Annotated in this window: 21 protein-coding genes; 10 read left to right on the top strand and 11 right to left on the bottom strand. The window is 38.2% G+C overall.

The annotated features are described in order from the left end of the window. Nucleotides 1–5 precede the first annotated feature (5 nt). Complete coding sequence (locus CA265_09115) at nt 6–2,174, top strand: S9 family peptidase (protein ARS39800.1); 2,169 nt, start codon at nt 6–8, stop codon at nt 2,172–2,174. Between the two features lie 33 nt (nt 2,175–2,207). On the opposite strand, the gene CA265_09110 is transcribed toward CA265_09115, so the two are convergent. Then, nucleotides 2,208–2,918: a hypothetical protein gene (locus CA265_09110; protein ARS39799.1), complete on the bottom strand. Its 711-nt coding sequence runs from the start codon at nt 2,916–2,918 to the stop codon at nt 2,208–2,210. Further along, complete coding sequence (locus CA265_09105; protein ID ARS39798.1) at nt 2,918–3,529, bottom strand: hypothetical protein; 612 nt, start codon at nt 3,527–3,529, stop codon at nt 2,918–2,920. The genes CA265_09110 and CA265_09105 overlap by 1 nt, the downstream gene beginning before the upstream one ends. A gap of 155 nt (nt 3,530–3,684) precedes the next feature. Between CA265_09105 and CA265_09100 the strand changes: the two genes are divergently transcribed. The 4 genes from CA265_09100 (at nt 3,685) to CA265_09085 (ending at nt 9,744) form a co-directional block, all read left to right on the top strand. After that, nucleotides 3,685–4,713 carry a DNA ligase-associated DEXH box helicase gene (locus CA265_09100; protein ID ARS39797.1) on the top strand — a complete coding sequence of 343 codons (1,029 nt, stop codon included), beginning with the start codon at nt 3,685–3,687 and terminating at the stop codon, nt 4,711–4,713. 2 nt (nt 4,714–4,715) lie between these two features. Next, the gene (locus CA265_09095; GenBank protein ID ARS39796.1) at nt 4,716–6,305 is read left to right on the top strand and encodes an ATP-dependent DNA ligase; all 1,590 of its coding nucleotides are present in this window, start codon (nt 4,716–4,718) and stop codon (nt 6,303–6,305) included. A 288-nt stretch (nt 6,306–6,593) separates the two neighbouring features. After that, nucleotides 6,594–9,071 (top strand): DNA ligase-associated DEXH box helicase, encoded by a 2,478-nt coding sequence (locus CA265_09090; GenBank protein ARS39795.1) that lies wholly within the window; start codon nt 6,594–6,596, stop codon nt 9,069–9,071. Between the two features lie 34 nt (nt 9,072–9,105). After that, the gene (locus CA265_09085) at nt 9,106–9,744 is read left to right on the top strand and encodes a phosphoesterase (GenBank protein ARS39794.1); all 639 of its coding nucleotides are present in this window, start codon (nt 9,106–9,108) and stop codon (nt 9,742–9,744) included. Here the strand turns inward: CA265_09085 and CA265_09080 are convergent. The 5 genes from CA265_09080 to CA265_09060 all read right to left on the bottom strand — a co-directional run bounded on the left by CA265_09080 (nt 9,741) and on the right by CA265_09060 (nt 16,219). Beyond that, nucleotides 9,741–10,037, bottom strand: coding sequence for a thioredoxin (locus CA265_09080; protein ID ARS39793.1), 297 nt, complete (start codon nt 10,035–10,037; stop codon nt 9,741–9,743). The genes CA265_09085 and CA265_09080 overlap by 4 nt on opposite strands. A 184-nt stretch (nt 10,038–10,221) precedes the next feature. Further along, nucleotides 10,222–10,836: a hypothetical protein gene (locus CA265_09075; GenBank protein ID ARS39792.1), complete on the bottom strand. Its 615-nt coding sequence runs from the start codon at nt 10,834–10,836 to the stop codon at nt 10,222–10,224. Between the two features lie 64 nt (nt 10,837–10,900). Beyond that, nucleotides 10,901–12,253 (bottom strand): diapophytoene dehydrogenase, encoded by a 1,353-nt coding sequence (locus CA265_09070; GenBank protein ID ARS39791.1) that lies wholly within the window; start codon nt 12,251–12,253, stop codon nt 10,901–10,903. 56 nt (nt 12,254–12,309) lie between these two features. Then, nucleotides 12,310–13,554: a competence/damage-inducible protein A gene (locus CA265_09065; GenBank protein ID ARS39790.1), complete on the bottom strand. Its 1,245-nt coding sequence runs from the start codon at nt 13,552–13,554 to the stop codon at nt 12,310–12,312. A 4-nt stretch (nt 13,555–13,558) separates the two neighbouring features. Next, nucleotides 13,559–16,219: a hypothetical protein gene (locus tag CA265_09060; protein ARS39789.1), complete on the bottom strand. Its 2,661-nt coding sequence runs from the start codon at nt 16,217–16,219 to the stop codon at nt 13,559–13,561. Nucleotides 16,220–16,293: 74 nt separating this feature from the next. On the opposite strand from CA265_09060, the gene CA265_09055 reads away from it, so the two are divergent. The 3 genes from CA265_09055 to CA265_09045 all read left to right on the top strand — a co-directional run bounded on the left by CA265_09055 (nt 16,294) and on the right by CA265_09045 (nt 19,069). Continuing rightward, nucleotides 16,294–17,157 carry an N-acetylmuramoyl-L-alanine amidase gene (locus tag CA265_09055; protein ID ARS42938.1) on the top strand — a complete coding sequence of 288 codons (864 nt, stop codon included), beginning with the start codon at nt 16,294–16,296 and terminating at the stop codon, nt 17,155–17,157. 12 nt (nt 17,158–17,169) lie between these two features. After that, nucleotides 17,170–17,946, top strand: a complete 777-nt coding sequence (locus tag CA265_09050) for an N-acetylmuramoyl-L-alanine amidase (protein ARS39788.1) — start codon at nt 17,170–17,172, stop codon at nt 17,944–17,946. Between the two features lie 169 nt (nt 17,947–18,115). Beyond that, the gene (locus CA265_09045; GenBank protein ID ARS39787.1) at nt 18,116–19,069 is read left to right on the top strand and encodes an ABC transporter permease; all 954 of its coding nucleotides are present in this window, start codon (nt 18,116–18,118) and stop codon (nt 19,067–19,069) included. Nucleotides 19,070–19,414: 345 nt separating this feature from the next. Here CA265_09045 and CA265_09040 read toward each other — a convergent pair whose 3' ends face one another. From CA265_09040 to CA265_09025, 4 genes are all read right to left on the bottom strand, one after another. After that, the gene (locus CA265_09040) at nt 19,415–20,320 is read right to left on the bottom strand and encodes a ribonuclease Z (protein ID ARS39786.1); all 906 of its coding nucleotides are present in this window, start codon (nt 20,318–20,320) and stop codon (nt 19,415–19,417) included. Between the two features lie 70 nt (nt 20,321–20,390). Continuing rightward, nucleotides 20,391–20,768 carry an anti-anti-sigma factor gene (locus CA265_09035; protein ID ARS39785.1) on the bottom strand — a complete coding sequence of 126 codons (378 nt, stop codon included), beginning with the start codon at nt 20,766–20,768 and terminating at the stop codon, nt 20,391–20,393. A 43-nt stretch (nt 20,769–20,811) separates the two neighbouring features. Then, nucleotides 20,812–21,756, bottom strand: a complete 945-nt coding sequence (locus CA265_09030) for a phosphoribosylaminoimidazolesuccinocarboxamide synthase (GenBank protein ARS39784.1) — start codon at nt 21,754–21,756, stop codon at nt 20,812–20,814. 133 nt (nt 21,757–21,889) lie between these two features. Further along, nucleotides 21,890–22,849: a phosphate starvation-inducible protein PhoH gene (locus tag CA265_09025; protein ID ARS39783.1), complete on the bottom strand. Its 960-nt coding sequence runs from the start codon at nt 22,847–22,849 to the stop codon at nt 21,890–21,892. A gap of 103 nt (nt 22,850–22,952) precedes the next feature. Between CA265_09025 and CA265_09020 the strand changes: the two genes are divergently transcribed. Both CA265_09020 and CA265_09015 read left to right on the top strand, forming a co-directional pair. Then, nucleotides 22,953–23,732: a hypothetical protein gene (locus CA265_09020; GenBank protein ARS39782.1), complete on the top strand. Its 780-nt coding sequence runs from the start codon at nt 22,953–22,955 to the stop codon at nt 23,730–23,732. A 168-nt stretch (nt 23,733–23,900) separates the two neighbouring features. Then, the gene (locus CA265_09015; protein ARS39781.1) at nt 23,901–24,425 is read left to right on the top strand and encodes a hypothetical protein; all 525 of its coding nucleotides are present in this window, start codon (nt 23,901–23,903) and stop codon (nt 24,423–24,425) included. Nucleotides 24,426–24,522: the final 97 nt, after the last annotated feature.

Genomic DNA, 24,522 nt, shown 5'->3' with positions numbered 1-24,522 from the left:
TATATATGATTAAAAGATTATTATTAAGATTATCAATGGCTTGCATAACATTATGCTCGCTGATTGATGCAAAAGCCCAAAGTATCAACTGGGCAAAAGACGGTAACTCCTATTATCAGATTGTTGGTGGAGAAATCGTTTCAATTACATTGCCTAAAAACGATCGTAAAACCGTTATATCGAGTGGATTATTAACACCTGCAGGTAAAAACAATGCAATTGCAGTTAAAAGTTTTCAGTTATCTGATGATGGCACCAAAGCATTGATTTATACAAACAGTAAAAAAGTTTGGCGTTACGAAACGCGTGGAGATTATTGGTTAGCAGATTTAACTTCCAATAAGATCACTCAAATAGGAAAAGACAGACCGGCTTCATCTTTAATGTTTGCTAAATTATCGCCCGATGGCAGCAAGGTTGCTTATGTAAGCCAGCACAATTTATATGTAGAAAATATTGATGGAACCGGGGCTAAGGCCTTAACCACTGATGGTACAGAACGAATGATTAACGGTACTTTCGATTGGGTTTATGAGGAAGAATTCGATTGCCGTGATGGTTTTAGATGGAGTCCGGATGGCAAATCTATTGCTTACTGGCAGCTGGATGCAACGAAGATCAAAAATTTCTTAATGATCAATAATACAGATTCTATTTATCCGTATACCATTCCTGTAGAATATCCAAAGGTAGGTGAAAATCCATCGGCATGTAAAGTTGGTGTGGTTGATATTGCAACAGCCAAAACAAACTGGCTAGATGTTCCAGGAGATAATATTCAGCACTATATTCCACGCATGCAGTGGGTACCTAACAGTAATGACATTATTTTACAGCAGCTTAACCGCGAGCAAAACGAAAGTAAAGTATTTATCTGTAATGCAGGAACAGGATCAGCAAAAGCTATTTATACTGAAAAAGCTAAGGCCTGGATTGATGCACAGGATGAGTGGAAATGGTTAAATGATAATAAAGAGTTTACCATTGTATCTGATAAGGATGGCTGGAATCACCTGTATCGAATCAGTTTGGATGGAAAAAAAGAAACATTGGTTACCAAAGGCAGCTATGATGTGATTGATGTAAAATTGATTGATGTAAAAAATAACATGGTTTATTTTCTGGCATCACCAAGCAATGCTACTCAGAAATATCTTTTTAAAACCAAATTAGATGGAAAAGGGAAATTAGAACAGGTTACACCTTCTGTTTTACCAGGAACACATAATTACGATATTTCTCCAAATGCTGCTTTTGCACGCCATTCGTATAATAGTTCGCTTGTTAAGCCGATTACAGAGTGGATGAACTTTACTACAGGAAATCCATTTACAATGGATGGAAGTATTACAACGCAATTGGCTAAGCAAACCATAACTAAAAATAAAGTAGAGTTTTTTAAAGTAACTACTGAAGACGGAATTGAAATGGATGGCTGGATGAAAAAGCCTGATAACTTTAATCCAAATAAAAAATATCCTGTTGTATTTTACGTTTATGGCGAGCCTGCAGGTGCAACGGCTACAGATGTTGCCGGTGCGGGTGTAAATCATTTGTATGATGGCGATATGGCTAAAGATGGTTATATCTATGTTTCAATGGATAACAGAGGAGCGCCCGTTCCAAAAGGTAGTGCATGGCGTAAAAGCATTTATAAGAATATTGGGGTGATCAATATCCGCGATCAGGCTATGGCTGCTAAAAAACTATTGGCTACCAATGCCTTTATGGATAAAGACCGCGTGGCCGTTTGGGGCTGGAGCGGTGGTGGCTCATCTACGTTAAACCTCATGTTCCAATATCCTGAAATTTATAAAACGGGTATTGCAATTGCCGCGGTTGGCAACCAGCTAACTTATGATAATGTTTACCAGGAACGCTACATGGGTACCCCTTTCCCAAGTAAAGAGGCTTATGTTAAAGGCTCTCCTATTACTTATGCTAAAAATTTAAAAGGTAATTTATTGTATATCCATGGCACTGGCGACGATAACGTGCATTACCAAAATGCCGAAATGCTGATTAATGAGTTGATTAAAAATGGAAAGGTTTTTCAATTGATGAGTTATCCAAACCGCACCCACAGTATCTCTGAGGGCGAAGGAACCGGCAAACATTTATCATTAACTTATACTAAGTTTTTAAAAGAAAACTGCCCTCCAGGAGCAAGATAGAAAAATTTAAAAGCAGCTTTTGGGCTGCTTTTTTTATGCCATAAACATTTGAATCAGCATGGCTGTTACAATGGCTATTCCAAAGCTTAACAAAGTTCCGATCAGTACATATTCAGTTAATTTAAGGTCATGTGCTTCCTTTAAATCGCCGAACCGAAATATGGATTTGGCTGCGAGTAAAAAGCCAACAGCTTCGAAATGATTGGTTAAGATAAACAAGAAAATTAGTACCCTTTCCAGTATCCCGATATACTTACCTGCATTTTGTAGCGATTGCGGACTGTCTGGCTGGTTATCAGGAAGCCATTTGGCAATAATCACCCGCATGACAATCGATGTAGGCATTGTTAAAAATAAAGCCCCAGCTATTAAAATCCAGGTTCTGGTTTCATTAAAAAAACTGATATTTAAACTTCCTTTGTAAAAAAAGTGCCATACCACTACTATCGAAGTGAAATGTAAAACCTGATCAACAAAAAACAGTATCCGTGCATTTTTTTTGGTCTGAAGAACCAATTTTAAGGCGTCAATCACAAAATGAAGCAATCCTATGGAGAGCGCTACCTTCCAAACGCCAAAGTTCAGGAAAATAAGAAATATCAAAGCTATATGGATAACCACATGCAGATAGAGCTTTATTGATCTTAATTTTTTGCTTTCTTTATCTTTTACCCAGGCATTGGGTTGTAAAAAGAAATCTCCAATTAAATGGACAAGAATAAGTTTGATTAAATAGATATCCATTATTTTAAAATCATTTGGTTCAATTTTTTACGGTAAAGCCTGTCCATTTCCATAATTTCGGTATAATGCGCACGTTTCAATGCTTCGCTTACAGAGGATTGCGTTCTACCAGAAATAGCCGCCAGTTCGCTTTGTAACAGGTTATTGTTCTCTAAGGCCAGTTTTACCATTTCGGCGGCTACAACTCCCCAGCTATCCATTGATATTAGCGAAAGCTTTATTAAAACATTAATTTCCTCATCAAAATCAGCAGAATCAGTTTTAATGGCTAAATTAACCTTGGCCTGTTTTAAACTGTCAAAAGCCGCTCCTGAGTTTACAAAAGCATCACCACTGGATTCTGAAAGTTTTTTCCGTTTGTTTTTGATATCTCCAATCCCAATGCCCATTCTTACATCTGCAGGTTTATTTACCCTGATGCAGGCTTTTAAATAAGCAGCAGCCCTAATGGCGTTTTCTGGCTCAACTTCTACCTGGAAACTATCCCCCCGGTAAATCTCCCATTTACTATTCTGATCGGAAACGATTTTTAAAGCGCTTTTTAAGCTTAATAACCAGCTATCTTTAATCTTCCTTGAGCCTACAATATCACCTGTTATAATGCAAATCATACTACAATATCGAACTAATTATTCATATTTCAAAACTAATATCGGCTAATTAGCCGATATTACTATTTATCGGGTAATTAGCCGATATTTTAAATTATCGGGTATTTACCCGATATTGATCTAAAACTAATCGATAAATTTATTGTTTAGTAGCTATGGCATTAATCGAATTTACCAAAAGAGGCATTTACTGTAAGCAGGGCGATTTTTATATAGACCCCTGGTGGCCTGTAGATTATGCCGTTACCACGCATGGACATAGCGATCATGTGCGTTTTGGAAATAAATATTATCTCTGCCATACCCTAACCAAACCCATTATAAAGCGAAGGATCAGCGAAGATTTGAACGTAGAAACATTGGAATATGGAGAAAGCATCGTCCGTAATGGCGTAAATATTTCATTTTTTCCTGCCGGACATATTATCGGATCTGCCCAGGTACGTTTAGCTTATAAAGGTGAAATTTGTGTCATCTCTGGTGATTATAAAATTGAAGACGATGGCATTACCACGCCATTTGAACCTGTAAAATGCCATTCTTTTGTTTCGGAAAGTACTTTTGGCCTGCCCGTTTACAAATGGCAAAAGCAGGAAGTTGTTTTTAATGGGATCAAAAGTTGGGTAAGCGATAATATTACGCAGCAAAAAACAAGTGTATTAATTGCCTATAGTTTGGGCAAAGCACAACGTTTAATTAAAAACTTGGCTGGCGATATTCCTATCTATGTACATAACAGTATTGCTAACCTGAATGAAGTAATTATTGATGCGGGTGTAAAGCTTCCTAAAACCATCAGAATTACTCCTGAAACCACTAAAGATGAATTGCAGAAAGGTATTGTAATTGTGCCACCAGCCATGAGGGATAGCCGCTGGATTAAAAATTTGGCCCACCCCGTAACAGGTATTTGTTCTGGCTGGATGCAGGTGCGGGCGCATCGCCGCTGGCAAAGTGCCGATGCTGGTTTTGCGTTAAGTGACCATGCCGATTGGCCCGGTTTAATGGAGGCCATTACTGCAACAGGTGCAGAAAAAGTATATGTTACCCATGGTTTTACGGCAGCTTTTAGCCGGTTTTTAAATGATGAAGGAATAGAGGCATCTGAAGTTTTGACTAAGTTCGGGCAAGAAGATGATGAGGAAAACAAAGTGGACCTGGCTAATCAAAACGAAAATAAATAAGGATGAAACGTTTTGCCCAATTGATCCAGCAGCTCGAACTGAGCAATAAAACCAACGATAAAATTGCGGCATTGGTTAGTTATTTTAACTATGCCGATGACAAAGATAAGGTATGGGTAATTGCTTTATTTACAGGTAAAAAGCCTAAAAGACCAATTAAATCAGCCTTACTTAAATACTGGGCAATAGACATTACCGAAACCCCCGAATGGCTATTTGCCGAGAGTTATGCAAACGTTGGCGATTTAAGTGAAACCATTGCATTGTTATTGCCCCCAGCCGAAAACACTTCTGATTTTCAATTACATAAATGGGTTGAAGATTTGCATGATCTGGAGGGTAAAGATGACGATACCAAAAAAGAATTTATTTTAAGCGCATGGAACAAACTTGAAACACAGGAACGTTTTATTTTTAACAAACTGATTTCTGGAAATTTCAGGATTGGTGTTTCCAATAAAATGCTGGTGAATGCACTGGCGAAACAAAGCAGTTTAGATAGTGCCCAGATTATGCATAGCATTATGGGTAAATGGAATCCTTATGAAATTACCTTCCACGAACTGATTAATGGTATTCATGTAAATACCGATAACTCCTGGCCTTACCCCTTTTGCCTGGCCTATGCTTTAGAGCAGGAGCCCGAAAAACTTGGAGAGATATCGGATTGGCAGGCCGAATGGAAATGGGATGGTATCCGCGGGCAGATTGTAAAGCGAAACGGAGAGTTATTTATCTGGAGTCGCGGCGAAGAACTGGTTACAGAACAATTTCCTGAACTGCATTTTATGCTCGATGTTTTACCTGATGGTGTGGTTTTAGACGGCGAAATATTGGCTGTACAAGACAAACAGGTATTATCATTTAGTACCCTGCAACAACGCTTAAACCGTAAAACCATTAATAAAAAACAGCTGGAAGAAGCACCCATAGGTTTTTTTGTTTATGATATTTTAGAATACGAAGCCAAAGATTTCAGGGAAGAACCTTTAAGTGTAAGACGGAAGATACTGGAGGGCTTGCTTGGCGGTTTAGCTGAAAGTGCGGTGGTGATATCTCCTGTGATCAATTGCAGCTCCTGGGAAGAACTGGCGGCTTTAAGACAAACTTCGCGCTCGATTAACAGCGAAGGAATTATGCTTAAAAAATTGACTTCTCATTACCACAGCGGCAGAAAACGAGGTGACTGGTGGAAGTGGAAAATCAATCCATATACGGTTGATGCGGTAATGATTTATGCACAAAAAGGAAGCGGCAGAAGGGCTAATTTCTTTACCGATTATACTTTTGCCGTCCGTGACGGAGAAAATTTAGTCACGATTGCAAAAGCCTATTCGGGTTTAACAGATAAAGAAATTAAAGAGGTAAATTCTTTTGTAACCCGAAATGCGATAGAGAAATTTGGCCCGGTGCGTACCGTAAAACCCGAATTGGTTTTCGAAATTGCATTTGAGGGAATTGCCGAAAGCAAACGGCATAAAGCAGGTTTAGCTTTGCGTTTTCCACGTATATTGCGCTGGCGAAAAGACAAAAAAGCTGATGAAATTAATACGCTGGAAGATTTGAGGCAGTTACTGCAATCTACATTGTAATGAGATTCCATGGTCTGTGTCCTCACAGACCATCCAGATTAAAATTTAAAAATTTCGGTCTGTGGCACACAGGTCGAGGAATGTTTTAGCTTAATAGGTTTGCCTATCGATTTTAAACCCGACAGCAGCGATACCCTTTTTTGTTAGGCGAAATTATAATTTGACCATGATTACAAAAAAGGTAAAGCATATGGCGGGACTGCTTTAGCCGAAGGATTAAGTTATTGATTTTCAAAAAAATAATAAAGAAATTAAACCACCAAAAGCAATATAGAACAATATTTAGGGATGGACCAAACCAAAACCAAGGGTTATAAAAAGATCAAAGCCTGGCTAAAGGCCAATAAACGCAAGCCTTTTCAGTTTCAGGAAGATGCCTGGCAGTATTATTTGGATGGTTACAGTGGATTGGTAAACGCACCCACAGGTTTCGGAAAGACCTTTTCTTTATTTTTAGCGGTGGTTATTGAGGCTTTAAATGCGTCGGAAGCCAACAATAAAAAAGCGAAAGACCGATTACAGTTAATCTGGATTACCCCGCTGCGTTCTTTAGCCAAGGATATTGCAAGGGCCATGCGCGAAACCTTACTGGAATTGGAACTGGATTGGCATGTTGGTGTGCGTAATGGCGATACTTCACAGGCGGAGAAATTGCAGCAGAAAAAATCGATGCCCGAAATTTTGTTGATTACCCCGGAAAGCCTGCACTTGTTACTGGCACAAAAAGGATCATCAACTTTATTCAGAAATCTGAAGTGTATTGTTGCTGATGAATGGCACGAGCTTTTAGGGAGCAAACGTGGCGTATTGGTTGAGCTGGCTGTATCTCGGATTAAAGGTTTGCAAAAACTGGAGAAAAATCAGTTTTTAAGGATTTGGGGCATTTCAGCCACCATTGGGAATATTGAAGAGGCGCTGGATGTGCTCGAACCCAATCTGGAGGCCAAACGGATTATTGTTAAAGCCGATTTAGAAAAGAAAATCCTAATCAAATCAATTTTACCTGATGATATCGAAACATTGCCCTGGGCAGGGCATTTGGGTTTAAAGCTAGCCTATAAACTTTTGCCGATTATTGAGAAAAGTAAAACCACTTTAATTTTTATCAATACCCGCGGGCAATCGGAAATGTGGTATCAGCATTTGTTGAATATCGAACCAGAACTGGCCGGGCGGATTGCCATACACCATGGATCAATAGATTTCGAACTTCGTAACTGGATTGAAGATGCCTTGCATACCGGACAGCTTAAAGCAGTTATTGCCACTTCATCGTTAGATTTGGGCGTAGATTTTAAACCTGTTGATACTGTTGTTCAGGTAGGATCGCCAAAAGGCGTAGCCCGGTTTTTGCAAAGGGCGGGACGCTCAGGCCACTCCCCTCACGAAATTTCTAAAATATATTTTTTACCTACCCATGCCTTAGAACTGGTAGAAGCAGCTGCGATTAAAGAAGCGGCCAAAACAAATAATATAGAAAGCCGTGAGCCTTTTATTATGGTATTTGATACCCTGGTTCAGTACTTGGTTACACTGGCCATAGGCGACGGATTTGATGATAAAATCATTTATGAAGAAATTAAGCATACGCATGCTTTTAAAATGATTCTCCCTGAAGAATGGACCTGGGTGATGCAGTTTATCACCTCTGGAGGTGATAGTTTAAGTGCTTATACCGAATTTAAAAAGGTGGTTAAGGATGAAGACGGACTTTGGAAAGTAAAAAGCCGTCAGCTTGCTATGCGGCACCGTTTACACATTGGTACCATTGTAAGCGATGCCATGCTGAAGGTGAAGTTTATTTCTGGTGGTTATATTGGAATGGTGGAAGAATATTTTGTTACCCGTTTAAAAGCTGGTGATAATTTTCGTTTGGCAGGAAGGGTTTTAGAATTTATCCAGGTAAAAGATATGACCGTTGTGGTGAGGGTGAGCAAACAGAAAAATGCAATCTCTCCCAGCTGGAATGGTGGCCGCCTACCCCTGTCGTCTAATTTAGGCTCAGTTTTGCGGAAAAAATACAATGAAGCATTGGATAAAACCCATCAGGATGAAGAACTAGATGCCGTGTATCCTTTGTTTTTACTTCAAGAAAAACGCTCCCATGTACCTGAAAATGATGAATTGCTAATCGAACTCATTAATAATAAAGAAGGTTTTCACCTCTTTGCCTATCCATTTGAAGGGCGATTGGTACATGAAGTTCTGGCCGCGCTGGTCGCCTATCGTTTAAGTAAATTGCTGCCCATCAGCTTTTCTATTGCCATGAACGATTATGGTTTTGAACTTTTGAGTGAAACGGAAATCCCTATGGATGAATCGATAGCCTATGAGGTTTTTTCACCTGTAAATTTAACTGAAGACATTACGCTGAGTATCAATTCAACTGAAATGGCCAGACGGAAATTTAGAGATATTGCCTGTATTTCCGGACTCGTTTTTCAGGGATACCCTGGTAAATATGTGGCTAATAAACATCTCCAGTCATCTGCCGGTTTGTTTTTTAATGTTTTTAGCGATTATGATAAACATAATTTACTTTTGCGACAGGCATACGATGAGGTTTTTTACCAACAACTGGAAGAACCCAGACTGGCAGCAGCATTGGATCGAATCCAGCATGGAGCGATTATAATTACTAATCCTAAAAGTTTTACACCACTATCCTTCCCAATTAAAGTAGATAGTCTGCGTGAAAATATGAGCTCAGAAGAATTGGAACAACGCATTGCCCGGATGAAGGCCGAATCGGAAAAAATTAAATAAATTACCTGTCACAGGATGACATAGCATAATATAAATGACCATTACCAGCCAAGGCGAAGAACTGATTTTAGACAAAGAACGGGCTTTATTTTTACCCAAACATCAGCTGTTGGCCATAAGCGATTTACATTTAGGTAAAACAGCACACTTCCGTCAGGCAGGTTTGCAAGTACCAGCTACCCTTGCCCAAACAGATCTTCAACGCTTAAGTTTATTAATTAAACAATACCATCCCAAAACATTGCTCATTAACGGAGATATGTTTCATCATGGTTTAAATACCGATATTGATGAATTTTCGGCCTGGAGAAAACAATATCAGGAGCTTAATTTTCTATTGGTAAAAGGAAATCACGACAGGCTTTCAGCTACCAATTATGCTGCAATGGATATCGAAATACATGAACCGAGTTTTTGTTTAGGACCTTTTTGTTTTATCCACGACGCGCCCAATTGTACGGAAGAAGAGTTATACCCAATTAGTGGCCATGTTCATCCAGGTGTAACCATTGTGGGCAAAGCCAAACAACGATTAAAATTTCCTTGTTTCTATTTCGGTAAAGATTACGCTGTGCTGCCCGCTTTTAGTTTATTTACAGGGCTTTATACCATTTATCCGAAAATGAATGAGCGTATTTTTGCAGTAACACCTAAAAGTGTGGTAGAAGTTTAAGCGTGGGCATCAATTACCTGCTTCAGTTGCGATGCCTGTAAAACACCACTTTGTCTCCAAACCTGTTTTCCATTTTTGAAGAGAATTAAGGTCGGTACACCCTGGATATTAAATGAAGAAGCAGCTTGTTGATTTTTATCAATATCGACTTTGATAATCGAAAGGGAATCTCCTACCTGAGATTTTAATTGTTCTAAAATGGGTTTCATCATTTTACAAGGACCACACCACTCGGCAAAAAAATCAACCAGCACAGGCTTATCGCCATTAATTAATTCTGAAAATTTAGCCATGATATTTGTTTTTATTTAGAAACAAAAGTAAACTGGATTGGTTTTTAATGAAAAATCGTCATTTCGAACGAAGTGCAACGTAGTTGAGAACCGCAAAGTGCTCAGCGAGGCTAAATCTATTATAGATCTCTCCATTCCGCTATGCTTCAGTCGAGATGACGAATTTGATTGACTAATTAGTCAATTAAGCACTTATCGGCAGTTCTGTTGCTAAGGCCGCAACCCATCCTTCAAACAAAGCTTTTTCGATTTTGATTACTTCTGCTGCATGATTTTCCCAATCATCAGAAAAACTAACCAATTGATTCATCATTTCTTCCAAATGCCCCTCTTCTTCCAAAATAATCGATTTTACGTTTACCTTGCTTTTAGCCTCATCTAAAACGGCTTGATAAATTGGATACAGCTCATCGGCACGCACTTCAATGGCGTAAGTCACAAATAAATAAGCCGCGAATTTTAAATCATAACCGGAAAGATTAAATACAGCCTTTAAATAACGGCAAACCGCAATATCCAGGGCATGCAAATAGTATTTGGTATGGTTTGGAGATAATAGTTCGGCATTTGTATAGGTTTTGCAAAGTGCCTCGTCAATCTTCGAGATCTGCTTTTTCAAATAATAAGCATGACGATGTTCTTCTGCAGCGTGTTTAAGGATAATCAGGTTTACATGTTCTTTATGCTCAGAAGCTGAAATCTTCTTCGCACCTGCATTCTCCATATAAGATAACGTATTTAACCATTTGGCATGCAGTACGTTATCAGAAACTATTGATTTTAAATTTGAAGCTAACATTCTTGATTGTTAAACTGGTAAATTGTTGGTATTAGCCAACTGTAAACTTTTAACTGTAAACTGGTTAAATCTCCCTGTTCAGGTCCCAGCCCTCTAAATAATCTGCAACTCTACGCACAAACATTCCCCCTAAGGAACCATCTACAACCCTGTGGTCGTAAGATAAAGACAAAAACATCATGTGTCTGATCGCAATCACATCACCATGTTCGGTTTCCAGCACGGCAGGTTTCTTTTTAATGGCACCAACAGCCAAAATAGCAACCTGAGGTTGGTTAATAATTGGCGTACCCATTACATTGCCGAAACTGCCTACATTGGTTAGCGTAAAGGTTCCGCCTTGTGTTTCGTCAGGCTTTAATTTAGAGTTTCTCGCCCTTGTCGCTAAATCATTAACTGCTTTTGTTAAGCCAACTAAATTTAACTGATCGGCGTTTCTAATTACAGGAACGATGAGGTTTCCACTTGGTAAAGCGGCAGCCATACCAATATTGATATCGCGTTTTTTGATAATCTGCGTACCATTAACTGATACATTGATCATCGGGAAATCTTTTATCGCTTTGGCAACTGCCTCTACAAATATTGGGGTAAACGTTATTTTTTCATTTTCACGTTTCTCAAAACTGTTTTTTACTTTGTTGCGCCATAAAACCATGTTGGTTACATCAGCTTCAACAAACGAAGTTACATGTGGCGAAGTGGTTTTACTCATTACCATATGATCGGCAATCAGTTTACGCATTCTGTCCATCTCAATAATTTCGTCGCCGCCACTAACACTGGTTGTTGATGTTTTATTTACAACTGGCGCTGATGATGTCGCTTTATTTTCAGTGATTTGGCTTACTGGCGGAACAGGTGCTGTGATCGTAACGGTTTGAGTTAATATTGGATCGCCACCATTTTTCCTGGCAATATAATCTAATAAATCATCTTTATTTAAACGTCCATCCGCACCAGAGCCTTTAATTGCATCCAGTTCAGCCAGGGAAATGTTTTCCTGGGCAGCAATACTTTTAACCAGAGGAGAATAAAAGCGCTCGGAGGAGCTAAAATCAGTTGCTACGGTAGTATTTTCTGATGGTAGTTGTGCAATTCCAGGAATAGTTTCGGTTTTTTCCTCAGTTATTGGTTTTTCTGCAACGGGAGTTTCGGCTGTTGGGCTGTCTCCACCTTCAGTTTCAATAATGGCAATTACATCGCCCACCTGGGCAACTTCATCTGCCGCAAATAACTGTTTTACCAATTTACCGGCCACCGGAGAAGGAACTTCAGAATCTACCTTATCAGTAGCGATTTCCAGAATGGTATCATCTAAATCAATAGAATCGCCTGGTTGTTTTACCCATTTAATCACCGTTGCTTCCGCAACACTTTCACCCATTTTTGGTAACAATAGTTCGTATTGAGCCATATTAAATTACAGTATTTTATATTGGTAACGCCACAAAAATACAGTTTTTATTCTTTCTAAACTGTTTCTTTAAGGAGATTTAATAGCATGGCTAAAGCCGATGCCGCAGAACGTTCTATGTTTTGAATGCGTTTGTTGCTGAAATTAAACACCTTAGCTACAGTTTTGTGTTTTGAAGAAATCGCAATCCATACGGTACCAACTGGTTTGTCTTCTGTTCCACCATCCGGACCCGCAATGCCACTAACCGCAATAGCATAATCAGTTTTAAAATGTGTAATTGCGCCTTCGGCCATTTCTGTTACGGTTTGTTCGCTTACAGCACCAAAAGTAGTTAATGTACTTTCTTTAACACCGAGGATAGATTCTTTAAGTTCGTAAGCATAAGCTACTGCCCCGCCCCAATAAACTGAAGAAGAACCCGGATGCTGTGTAATTAAGTGTGCAATATAACCACCGGTACAGCTTTCTGCTGTGGATAAGGTCAAACCTTTACTTTTCATCAGGTTTAGAATCGCTTTTTCCAATGGAATATCTTCATCCGTTACCACAAACTTATTTACTTTGGAAATGATCTGTTTGGCGTAAAGCTCAACCTCCTGGTTTAATGCGGTTTCGTTATCGCCTTTGGCCGACAAGCGCAAACGTACTTGTCCTAATTTTGGCAGATAAGCCAATTTGATATGCGCCGGTAAACTGTCTTCGATTTCTTCAATCTCTTTGGCCAGAAATGATTCGCCTATATTGGCAGTAAGAATAGTTTTATGAACAATAAACGGTAGCTTAAACCTACTTTTAATTCTGGGTAGAATTTCGTCATCCATCAGGTACATCATCTCGTAAGGCACGCCCGGCATCGATACAAAAATGATGTCGTTTTGTTCAAACCACATGCACGGAGCAGTACCATTTTTGTTTACAATAACCTCACAACCATCGGGAACATCAGCTTGCTGAATATTGATATCCAATAAAGGGCGATTGTATTTTTCAAAAATCTGACGAACCATTTCCAGTGCACCGGCATCATTACGAAAGCCCATATTAAAATACTTAGCTAACGTTTTTTTGGTGATATCATCTTTGGTTGGGCCTAAGCCGCCGGTAATTAAAATAATATCTGCACGTTTTTCGGCAAGTTCGAGCGCTTCAATAATATGTTGCTCATCATCAGAAACTGAAGTAATCTGCTTAACGGAAACACCAATTAAATTTAACTGTTTAGCCATCCAGGCAGAATTGGTATCAACGATTTGGCCAATGAGAATCTCATCACCAATGGTAATAATTTCGGCTAGCATAAATTTATTGGTATGTGCTGTAAAAACCTTGTCTTTTGCTCAATTTCAAATCCTGCAATATCGATGCTTTAACTTTTATGGTAACAGAATAACTTTTGTAAGCACCATACGGAACCCAGTTTACACTCATATCCCAGCAATGTAAATCGCGGTAAATCGCTAAATTCATTGGGGTTAAACCATTGTTCTTAAAATCGTAACCCGAGTTAAAGGTAACTTTCCACTTTGGTGTTAAATTAACATCACCATTAAAGTTTAGTGTATTCGAAATTGTACTGTTGTTTCCATCATTAGAATATTGAAAACTATAAGAGAACGAGAAATTCCATGGAATGTTAAAATCAACAAAGGCATTCGGATCACGACTGATCGCTGCTAATTGCTCTGACTGTATATCAGTCATTCCTTTTTTATTCGCAGCTTCGCCTAATTTGTCGTTGGCTTCGTTTTTACGTTTTAATGCCTCTGGGTTTAAACTGTAATCGAATGAGAAACCAAAGTTGGTTAAACGTGGTAGGAATTTACCTGCCTGCCAGAAATAGCGGTCTTGCCTGATCCTCAGCAAAGATCCCGGGATGGTATCTGCAGCAAGGGCATATGGATCTAACGTTCCATTGTAGTTGATCCCTAATTTATCGGTAAACTGCGATCGGCCACTAAAGCCTATTGTAGATAATTTATAAGATGGGGCTAAGAAGTTATAAGAGCCGCTAAAACTCAAACCCTGAATAATCGGGATCTTTTTTGAACCCGTTCCGGTTGTATCATTTTTATTCCTCACTTTTAGTTCTACCGTATTATCTACCCCAAAACCAATGGATGCATTGGGTCCGCCAAAAGAGCCTGGCTGTGCCATACCATCAAAAATAGAATATTTTAAAGGTACTCCATTCACTAAAATTGGATTGCCTTTGTATAAAGCTTCCCTATATGGCCCAGCTCCTGCTTTGGTAAAATCGGGAGAGTAAGAAAAGGAAACGTTTGGCGTGATTACATGCCTTAATGCCTGGATTTTGCCAGCCGGATTAAAATCTCTTCGTCCATAAATTTTGGTTGACATGCTGGTTGATAAGCTGTAACTACCTGCTCTTTTAAAACCACTGATGGTATCTTCTCTAAAAGTATAAGTGTTATCGGCAAATTGGGTATATCTTCTGTTTACACTCTGGAAATTCCAAACCTCATTATAAGTACCGCCAATACTAAAATTTAAATAAGATTTAAAAGCCGTAAACGACATGTTTACCGGAATACTATGTGAAAAACCACTTCTTAACCGTTTTAAACCATCATTTTGAAACAACAAACTATCAAAAGTATCAATTCGGTTAGTTCCTTGTAAGCTATAACCTATGGTAAGTTTTTCATACCATTTTTGTTCGCCAACCGCATCTTTAGGACGAAAAGGGTTAAATGTAGGTACGTTGAATGTCATTTCGGGCAACCTTAGCGATATAGCCCTGGTACTTAAAGTCTGATCACTTGATGCAGCCAAAGAGAAGTTCATCCCATTCGAATAGGCTTTCGCATAACTGATACTACTACTTGTGGAGTTGGTTGCGATAGTATTAATGTCGTAAGTAGTACCTGCCGCCGTATTTTTATAGTATCCCCTTTTTCCTGTCGATACCAATCTTACACTGGCGCTAAATGTGGTACCCGGATTGGCGTTGGCATTTTGACTGTGGCTCCAGTTAATGCTAAAGTTTTTGGTGGGGTTTCTAAATGCCTCGGTGCCTTCTAAACCATCTTTAAAACTCGAATACGCTAAATTAATGTTACCGTTGTATTTATATCTTTTGGTGTAATTACTCAGCAAACTTGTTTCATAAGAACCATTGGTATAAATAGATCCTAAAAGTTTAGCATCCCAGTAATCGTTTAATCCCAGGTAATAACCACCGTTTTGCAGGAAAAAACCTCTGGTTGCATCTTCACCTGGTGTGGGAAGGATTACACCTGATGTTCGTTTATTGGGTTTTGGAAAAAATGCAAACGGAAGGCCCAGGAATGTCGGGATATCTTCGATAATCATATAAACCGGCCCGGTAATGATTTGTTTTTCTGTTACCACCCCTTTAGAAATCATTAATCCAAAGTGCGGGTGTGGCAGATTACAGGTACTGTACATTACATTTTTAATGTGCAGCTCATCATCTATTTGCTTTTTACTCTGTCCGCCAGAGAAAAAACCTCCTTCTTGTTCAGAGAAAACGCCATATACTTTGGCCCGGGTTGTTTCTGAATTGTAAAAAATAGAATCGGCTATGGCTGTTCCATCAGCGCCCGACTTAAAGATTGGTTTTCCGGTATACCTACCCGTTTTTGGATCTTTAACACCACGGGCAAAAATAGAATTTTGCTTTTTATCGTATTTGATATAACCCGCATCTAGTTCAAAATCACCATATACCACCCTGGCGTTTCCATATAAATAGACAATGCTTTTATCGGCACTCATTTTTACCGAATCCTCCGCTTTGTATTCTACTTTCTGGTCGATACTGCTATTATTTTTACCTGTCTTTTTAGTCGTATCCTTTTTGGTTGTGTCTTGCCGGATGATTTGTTGCAATGAAAAATGAGAAAATGCGTTAGCTTTACCAACAACAAGTGTTAATAAAATGACAGATATTAGTAAAATAGAGCTCTTAAGAAGTTTCAAATTCGTATTTGAATGTTATTTTTGCACAAATGTTTAATCAAAAACGTTCAAAATTAGTGAAAAATATACCATTGATGTATCTTAAATCCATTTTAACCATTATTATTTATCTGGTGTTATCAAATTCAATTGATAATCAGGTGTTTGCGCAAGAATATAAAATTAAAACAATTGTGATCGATGCTGGTCATGGTGGTAAAGATGGTGCCACCCATGGCGTGTATTCAAAGGAAAAAGATGTGGCCCTTAAAACGGCATTGAACCTTGGCCGGGCACTTCAGGATAGTTTGAAAGATATCAAAGTGATTTATACCCGGGAGTCGGATGTGTTTATTCCTTTATATGAGCGGATCAATATCGCAAATAATGCAAAAGCCGATTTATTTATTTCCATTCACTTAAATGATATGCCGGTTAGGGTATCGAGAGTGGTTGATTATTATAAGAAAGTCCGGGGCAGAAAAGTCCCTGTTTATAGAACCGTTACTTCGAAAAGTACTTCAACAAGGGGAACAGAAACCTTTGTATCCGGAACAGGCCGTTTAGGTGAGCAGGATGAGGTGATTAAAAGGGAGAATGCCTCCATGTTTCTGGAAGAGAACTATCAGAAAAACTATGAAGGATTTATTGCGAACACACCTGAAAGCGACATTATGTTATCTTTAATGAAACAAACCAATAGAGAAAGGAGTTTAAAGTTTGCTTCAATGCTTCAACAGGAATATGTTAACGCTGGCCGGATCAACAGAGGTGTACAGGAGAAAAGCCTTGCGGTACTGGCTCGTGCAGCTATGCCGGCAGTATTAACCGAAATTGGTTTTGTGAGTAATCCTGATGAAGAAGATTACATGAACTCTCCTGAGGGACAAAGTGAAATTGTGAACGGAATTATTAAAGCAATTAAAAATTATAAACGTATAGCTGAAACATCATTTTAATATTCCTCGTGCATGAAGATTAAACTTCTGATTACAATACTTTTCTTTTCGTTGCTAGTTGCTGAAAAAGCCCCTGCTCAAGGCTATAAAATCAAAACAATTGTTATTGATCCTGGTCATGGCGGCAGAAAACCTGGTGCATCTGGCAGTTTTTCGAAAGAAAAAGATATTTCGTTAAAGGTTGCATTAAAATTAGGCGCATTATTAAAAGAGGAAATGCCCGATATTAAAATCATCTTCACCCGTAAAACCGATATTGATGTTGATTTGTACAGGCGTGCAGAAATAGCGAACGAAGCCAATGCAGATCTTTTTATATCCGTACACTGTAATTCGATGCCACCTGGTAACAAACATATTAAAGGGGTAGAAACATTGGTTGCAGGGTCGCACCGCTTAAAAGAACAAGACGCTGCCATTCGTGAGAATGCCGATATTAAACTGGAAAAGAACTACAAAAGCAAGTACGACGGCTATGATCCCAGCAACCCAAGTAGTTTTATTCTTTTATCGCTTTTAAAAAATACCTTCAGAGATAAAAGCATTAAATTTGCCAAATTAATACAGAACAGCTATATCAGCAGAGATGAACGACTTAGCCGCGGTGTTAAAGAACAAGGGGTTTTGGTGCTGCAGCGCTGTGGGATGCCAGCTGTTTTAACTGAAGTAGGTTTTATCTCGAATACAGAGGAAGAAAAGTATATTAATTCGCAGAATGGACAAAACGAGATCGCCAATTCTATTTTGGAAGCAATAAAAACATACAAAAAAAATATTGAGGTTAAATAAGTGGCATTATAAATGATAGTTATTTTAACTTTGGAAAAAATATAAAACGGATACCAAACAAATAGTGCAGCCTTTGTGTATTTATAAGGTTTAGCACAAGAAAATTAATTACGCTCAAACAAGTGAAGAAAGGATATCTCTGTACTTGTAGCCATTAAATAAAACACTCATGAAGATTAAGAACGAAACCAAAGTAGGTATTTTAGCTGCATTTGCCATTGCTTTATTAATAATTGGATATAATTTTTTAAAAGGAAATTCAATTTTCTCAAGTGAAACTACATTATACGCAAAATATACCAGGGTTGATGGTTTATCAGTGTCGAAACCTATCCTGATTAATGGTTATCAGATTGGCCGTGTGGCCAAATTGGAACTACAACCAGACGGTAGTATTCTCGCCACCTTAAGTGTAAACAGCAAATATGAAATTCCTGAAAATAGTATTGCCCGCCTTGAAGGCACCGACCTTTTAGGTAGCAAGGCCATTGTTATGTCGTTAGGTAACTCAAAAAAAATGGCAGAAGATGGTTATACTTTAAATGCGAATGTAGAAAAAGGCTTAATGGAGCAAGTACAACCAGTTCAGAAGAAAGCAGAATTAATTATTGGTAAAATGGACTCTATTTTAAGTAGTGTAAATTCTATCCTGAATCCTAACTTTCAGAAAAACGTTGATAAAAGCTTTAACAGTATTGCCGGTACATTGGCTTCTTTAGAAACAACTTCTAAAAAAGTTGATGGTTTAGTTGGTTCGGAAAGTGCACGTATTGAAGCCATTTTCAAAAACGTTGAAGGCATTACCGCTAACTTAAATAACAATAATCAAAAAATCAGTGATATTTTAACCAATATTAATACGGTTACCGATAAGTTTGCAGCCGCTAACTTTAAACAAACCTTAGATAATGCAAACAATGCCATTGCTGATTTACAAAGTGTAATTTCTGGAATTAAAGATGGGAAAGGCAGTTTAGGATTATTATTAAACGATGATAAAATGTATCAGAATTTAAATAATGCTTCAAAAAACCTGGATGAATTAATGATCGATTTAAAAGCCAATCCGAAGCGTTATGTACACTTCTCAGTATTTGGTGGTGGCAACAAAAAAGACAAGTAATTGATTTTTATAAATTCGAAAGCCTTACAGTTTTTAAATTGTAAGGCTTTTTTTATGGTTGTAGTTTTATGTGCCTATTTTTTACGACGGAAGCACAGATGGCACGGAAAATTGAATGGCTTATTTTTTTGTCATCCTGAATACAATGAAGGATCTTTAAACAAAATAAAATGGATGGAATTAATTCTGCGATAATCTGCGTTATCCGCGGGAAAAATTTCTGCTATAGGTTCCCGCAGATTTAAGAAGATAGGCGCAGATTGTATTAACAATTATTTTGCGCCCAACGCTGTGCTTCTTTGCGTATTCCTCCGTTCGCTCTGTGATAAAAAAAGGATAAAATTCCTAAAGCTGAAAAGTTCTGCCCTCTACCGCAAGCTCTGTATTTTCAAAAACAGATTGTGCTTCTTCCAAAAGCATTTGTAAAGTTTTGTAACGCGAAGAAAAATGGCCGATGAGTAATTTCTTTGCCCCATTAATTTTTGCTACTTCTGCTGCCTGTAAAGCGGTGGTGTGATGTGTTTCTTTAGCACGATCCAGCAAGTCGTGCATAAAGGTCGCTTCGTGGTACAGCGTATCACAATCTTTTATGGTCGCAAAGTAACTTTCATCGAACAAGGTGTCAGAGCAATAGGCATAAGAACGTGGCGCATCTGCCTCGGTTGTATAATCTTCACTGCGTAAAATCTCGCCATTTGGAAGTGTAACGTCTATTCCTTTTTTTAAGGCCGTATAATAAGCCATAGGCACTTCATCAGTCTTCTCTTTTATCAGTTTGCGCTGGCGTTTCTTTTGCTGAAAGATAAAGCCTGTAGTAGGAATACGGTGATTTAAAACAATTGTTTTAACGGTTAAATCACTGTTTTCAAATATCTGTGTAGACTGATCGGCTTCGATTGGGAAAAACTCGATGGAATACCTCAGCACCGTATCCGAATATTTGAACTGGATCTCTAAAATTTCTAATAAAGGTTTGGGGCCAAATATCTGCATGGGTTTTATCCTGCCGTTTAAATGCAAACTGGATAGCAAACCGATTAAACCGAAGTAGTGATCGCCATGTAAGTGGCTGATAAAAATATAATCGATGCGGGCAGCTTTAAGATTGTACTTGGCCAGTTGTTGCTGTGTACCTTCACCGCAATCGATCAGGTAATATTTTTCATTACAATTTAAAAGCTGTGCCGAGGGATTCCTGTTAAATACAGGAGTTGCAGAACTGCTTCCTAAAATTGTAACTTCAAATTTCATCATGATCAGATATAAAAAGCCTCGTAGATTTTTAAAAACTACGAGGCCAGAATGTTATTTAAATACTTTGTTATTTAGCGCCTCTAAACTCTTTTTCCAATTCATCCATAAAGATAAAATCAGTTGCTTCGTCTATAGTATTAACAAACGTTACAGATTGAAATATGTTTGATAATTCGATAATTGATGCCAGCTCGTCATTAATTCCGGTTACAATAAATAATCCACCTGCCGATTTGCAAAGCCTATCGCCAACCAATAAGCAGCTTAAATCCTGTGCATCACTGCACTCTGTAACATGACTTAAATCAACAATTATATTTTTAAATCCTTCTGCGTTTAGCAAATAGAATTCTGATTTCAAACCTGGAGCATTATCGTTTGTAAACTTAAGTTCTTCTAACTTTAAGGTTACATATTTATCGTGTTTATCTACTGAAAATTTCATCTCTCTAATCTTTATTTTACTAATGTATAAATTTCTTTCGAATTTAAAGTGTTTCCAAAGCCTTTAAAACATTGGCTTCAATACGGCTGGAAATGGCATCAGCATCAGCTTTTATAAAGGTCTCTCCTACAATTTGTTCGTAAAGTTCGATGTAACGTTCTGAAATTGAATTTACAATTTCTGGGGTCATTTCCGGAATCACTTGTCCATCTTTTCCCTGAAAACCATTTTCAATTAACCATTTTCTGACAAATTCTTTTGAAAGCTGTTTTTGTGGCTCATCTGCATTTTGGCGATCCTGATATCCCTCAGCATAAAAATAACGTGAAGAATCTGGTGTATGAATTTCGTCGATTAAATAGATTACACCATCGGCTGAGCCGAACTCGTATTTAGTGTCTACTAAAATTAATCCGCTTTTTGCTGCAATTTCAGTTCCTCTTTGGTATAAGGCATAAGTATACGCTTCTAACTTTTCGTAATCGGTTATAGAAACAATTCCTTTGGCTAAAATATCTTCTTTCGAAATATCTTCATCATGCCCTACCGAAGCTTTTGTCGTTGGGGTAATAATTGGCTGAGGCAATTTGTCGTTTTCTTTCAATCCATCAGGCAAAGAAACGCCACAAACAGAACGTTTACCAGCACTGTATTCGCGCCAGGCATGACCAGCTAAGTAACCTCTGATTACCATTTCTACTTTAAACGGCTCGCAGATACGGCCAATGGTAACCATTGGATCTAGAATGTCTAAAACCCAGTTTGGAACGATATCCTGCGTAGCGGCTAAAAATTTAGCTGCAATCTGGTTCAATACCTGTCCTTTAAATGGAATAGCTTCAGGTAATACGACATCAAAAGCAGAAATACGATCTGATACCACCATTACCATAAACTGATCGGCTATTGTGTATACATCGCGAACTTTACCTTTGTAAAAATTACTTTGATTTGGGAAATTGAAATGAGTTTCTTTTAGTGCTTTCATGAGGGGATAAAAATAGGAAAAAAGTCCGAAAGTCCGAAGACCGGAGTCGGATGATAAAGTGTAAAAAACAAAAGTCCGAAGTAGTTCTGTTGTAAGACCTAAACTTCGGACCCCTGACTTTCTGACCTCCGACTTACTGAATATCGCCGTAAGCTTTCAAGATATCTTTCACCAATTTATGTCTGACCACATCTTCCCCGCTTAAGTAAATAATATCGATTCCTTTAATATCTTCTAAAATCCTTAAGCCATTAAATAAACCCGACATCTGTTTTTTAGGTAAATCGATCTGTGTAACATCACCTGTAACGATAAATTTAGCTGTTGGTCCCATACGGGTTAAAAACATTTTTAACTGCATATCGGTGGCGTTTTGGGCCTCATCTAAAATCACAAAACAATTATCTAAGGTACGACCGCGCATAAAGGCCAGTGGTGCAATTTCTATTGTACGGTTTTCGATGTAGAATTTCAATTTTTCCGCAGGGATCATATCGTCCAAAGCATCGTAAAGCGGGCGTAAATATGGATCGATTTTTTCCTTTAAGTCGCCGGGTAAGAACCCCAGGTTCTCCCCTGCTTCAACCGCCGGACGGGTTAAAATGATGCGTTTAATTTCTTTATTCTTTAATGCCCTAACCGCCAAAGCTACGGCGGTATATGTTTTTCCTGTTCCGGCAGGGCCAATAGCAAACAGGATGTCATTTTTAGCAATACTGCTCACCATTTTGCGCTGATTGGCAGTTCTTGCCTTAACCAAAAGTCCGTTTGTGCCAAAAACAATTACTTCTCCGCCACCTCCGGTAGGTTGTTCTACATCTTTTTTTACTACACCGGCTGCTTTTGCACCCAGTATAGATTCTACGTCGTTATTGGTAAGTGAGCTATATTTCTCGAGGTGTGCAATAAGCTGGTTAAACTTATCCTCAAAAGTCTTAAGTTCCTGTTCATCACCGAGAACCTTAACATCACTACCTCTCGCTACCAGTTTCAACTTCGCGAAAGCACCTTTAATCATTTCGTAATTCTCGTTATTCGGCCCCCAAAAGTGAGCAGGATTTACGGTATCCAGAGTTAATTTTAATTCGTTCAAACTGTAGTATTTTAAAAAGTTATCGGGGTATATTAATTAAAATTTGAATATTTGCAGACGCTTAGGCCTGTACACAAGAATAAGCAATAATAATGAATTTTTAATGGGGATAATTACTTTAACAACAGATTTAGGTTCAAAAGATTTTTACCAGAGTGCCCTTAAAGGTAGTCTGTTGAGTCTTATGCCTAATGTTAATTTAGTTGATATTACCCACGAGGTTCCATCATTCAATATTTCGTACGCTGCCTTCGTCCTCAAAAACGCTTATCCATACTTTCCGAAGAACACGGTGCACCTAATCGGCATTGATTCTGTTTATAGCGAAAACACTAAATACATTGCTGTAAAGCATCGTGATCACTTTTTTGTAGGGGCTGATAATGGTATTTTTTCGCTTCTTTTTGATGATATTCCGGAAGATGTGGTAGAGCTGAACATTATGCAGGATTTGAAATACCTGCACTTCCCTTTGGTTGATATTTTTGTTAAAGCTGCAACACACCTGGCTAAGGGAGGCAAACTGAAAGACATCGGTTTACCTGTAGCAGAGATTGAACAAAAGATGCTTTTACATCCTGTAATAGAGCGGGATGTGATTCGGGGAAGTGTGGTGTATATCGATACTTTTTGCAACGTAATTACCAACATTACTAAAGATCTTTTTACTAAAATCCAGAAGAATAGGGATTTTACTTTATACTTTAGAAAAAGCGAAACCATTACCCAGTTGAGCTGGCATTATAATGAAGTACAGGAGGGCGAAAAACTTTGCCTGTTCGGCATTAGTAACCATCTGGAAATTGCGATTAACAAAGGAAAAGCAAGTGGTTTATTAGGCTTGCATTTAGGCGATATTGTACGGGTGGAGTTTCATCCTTAGTTTTTTAGTTAAATAGTTCATCAAGCTTCATACAAAAGGATTTTACAGCAAAATAGATGCTGAAATAAATTCGGCATGCCGAACTCTTTAATATTGGAACTAATAAGCAATGACGACTGAACTAATGAACCAATAAAACAACTTCTACCCTTTTCACGTTTATACCGCATGAAGAAATTTTTTTATCTGTTTATTACTTTATTGCTGAATATGCATGCCTTTGCGCAGCAAGATACCACGGCTTATACTGCACAACGTGCTAAAGTAAATTCATTGCTTGCAGAAAGAAGTGCCAAGTTTGGTCAGTATGATGAAAGTTTAAATCAGCGAACCGGAATATTTGGCTGGCAAACCAAACGTGATATTAAAAATTCCAATGAAATTCTTCGCCAGGTAGTTTTAACTGATAATAATATTTTCAAAGAGCTGAAGGTATTGATGGATTATAAAGATTTGCAGAACCAGCAGAAAGTAGCGGTTGCGGATAATTCTCAGGAACGCATAGAACGTTATATGCAAACCATTAAAAAACTGCAGGATCAAAATGCACAACTCAAAGAAGATTTAGAGAAAAAGAACAAGGGAGGTTTATCAACCTATATTATCGTCTTTTTGATTTTAGTAATGGCTGGTGGATTTTATTTCTTCAATAAGAAGTTACAGCAGTATGAAAATGCTAAGGGTAGTGCTTAAGAGCAGCGTTTTTAAAAAATTAAGCAAATGAAAAAGTCACTGTTTAAGATCCTGGTTAAAATTAACAAGGCCATTTTACCAAGTCTGTATAAAAAAG

Source organism: Sphingobacteriaceae bacterium GW460-11-11-14-LB5, assembly GCA_002151545.1.
Lineage (GTDB): Bacteria > Bacteroidota > Bacteroidia > Sphingobacteriales > Sphingobacteriaceae > Pedobacter.
The sequence above is the reverse complement of the archived record's forward strand: the minus strand, read 5'-3'. Positions and strand labels throughout refer to the sequence as shown.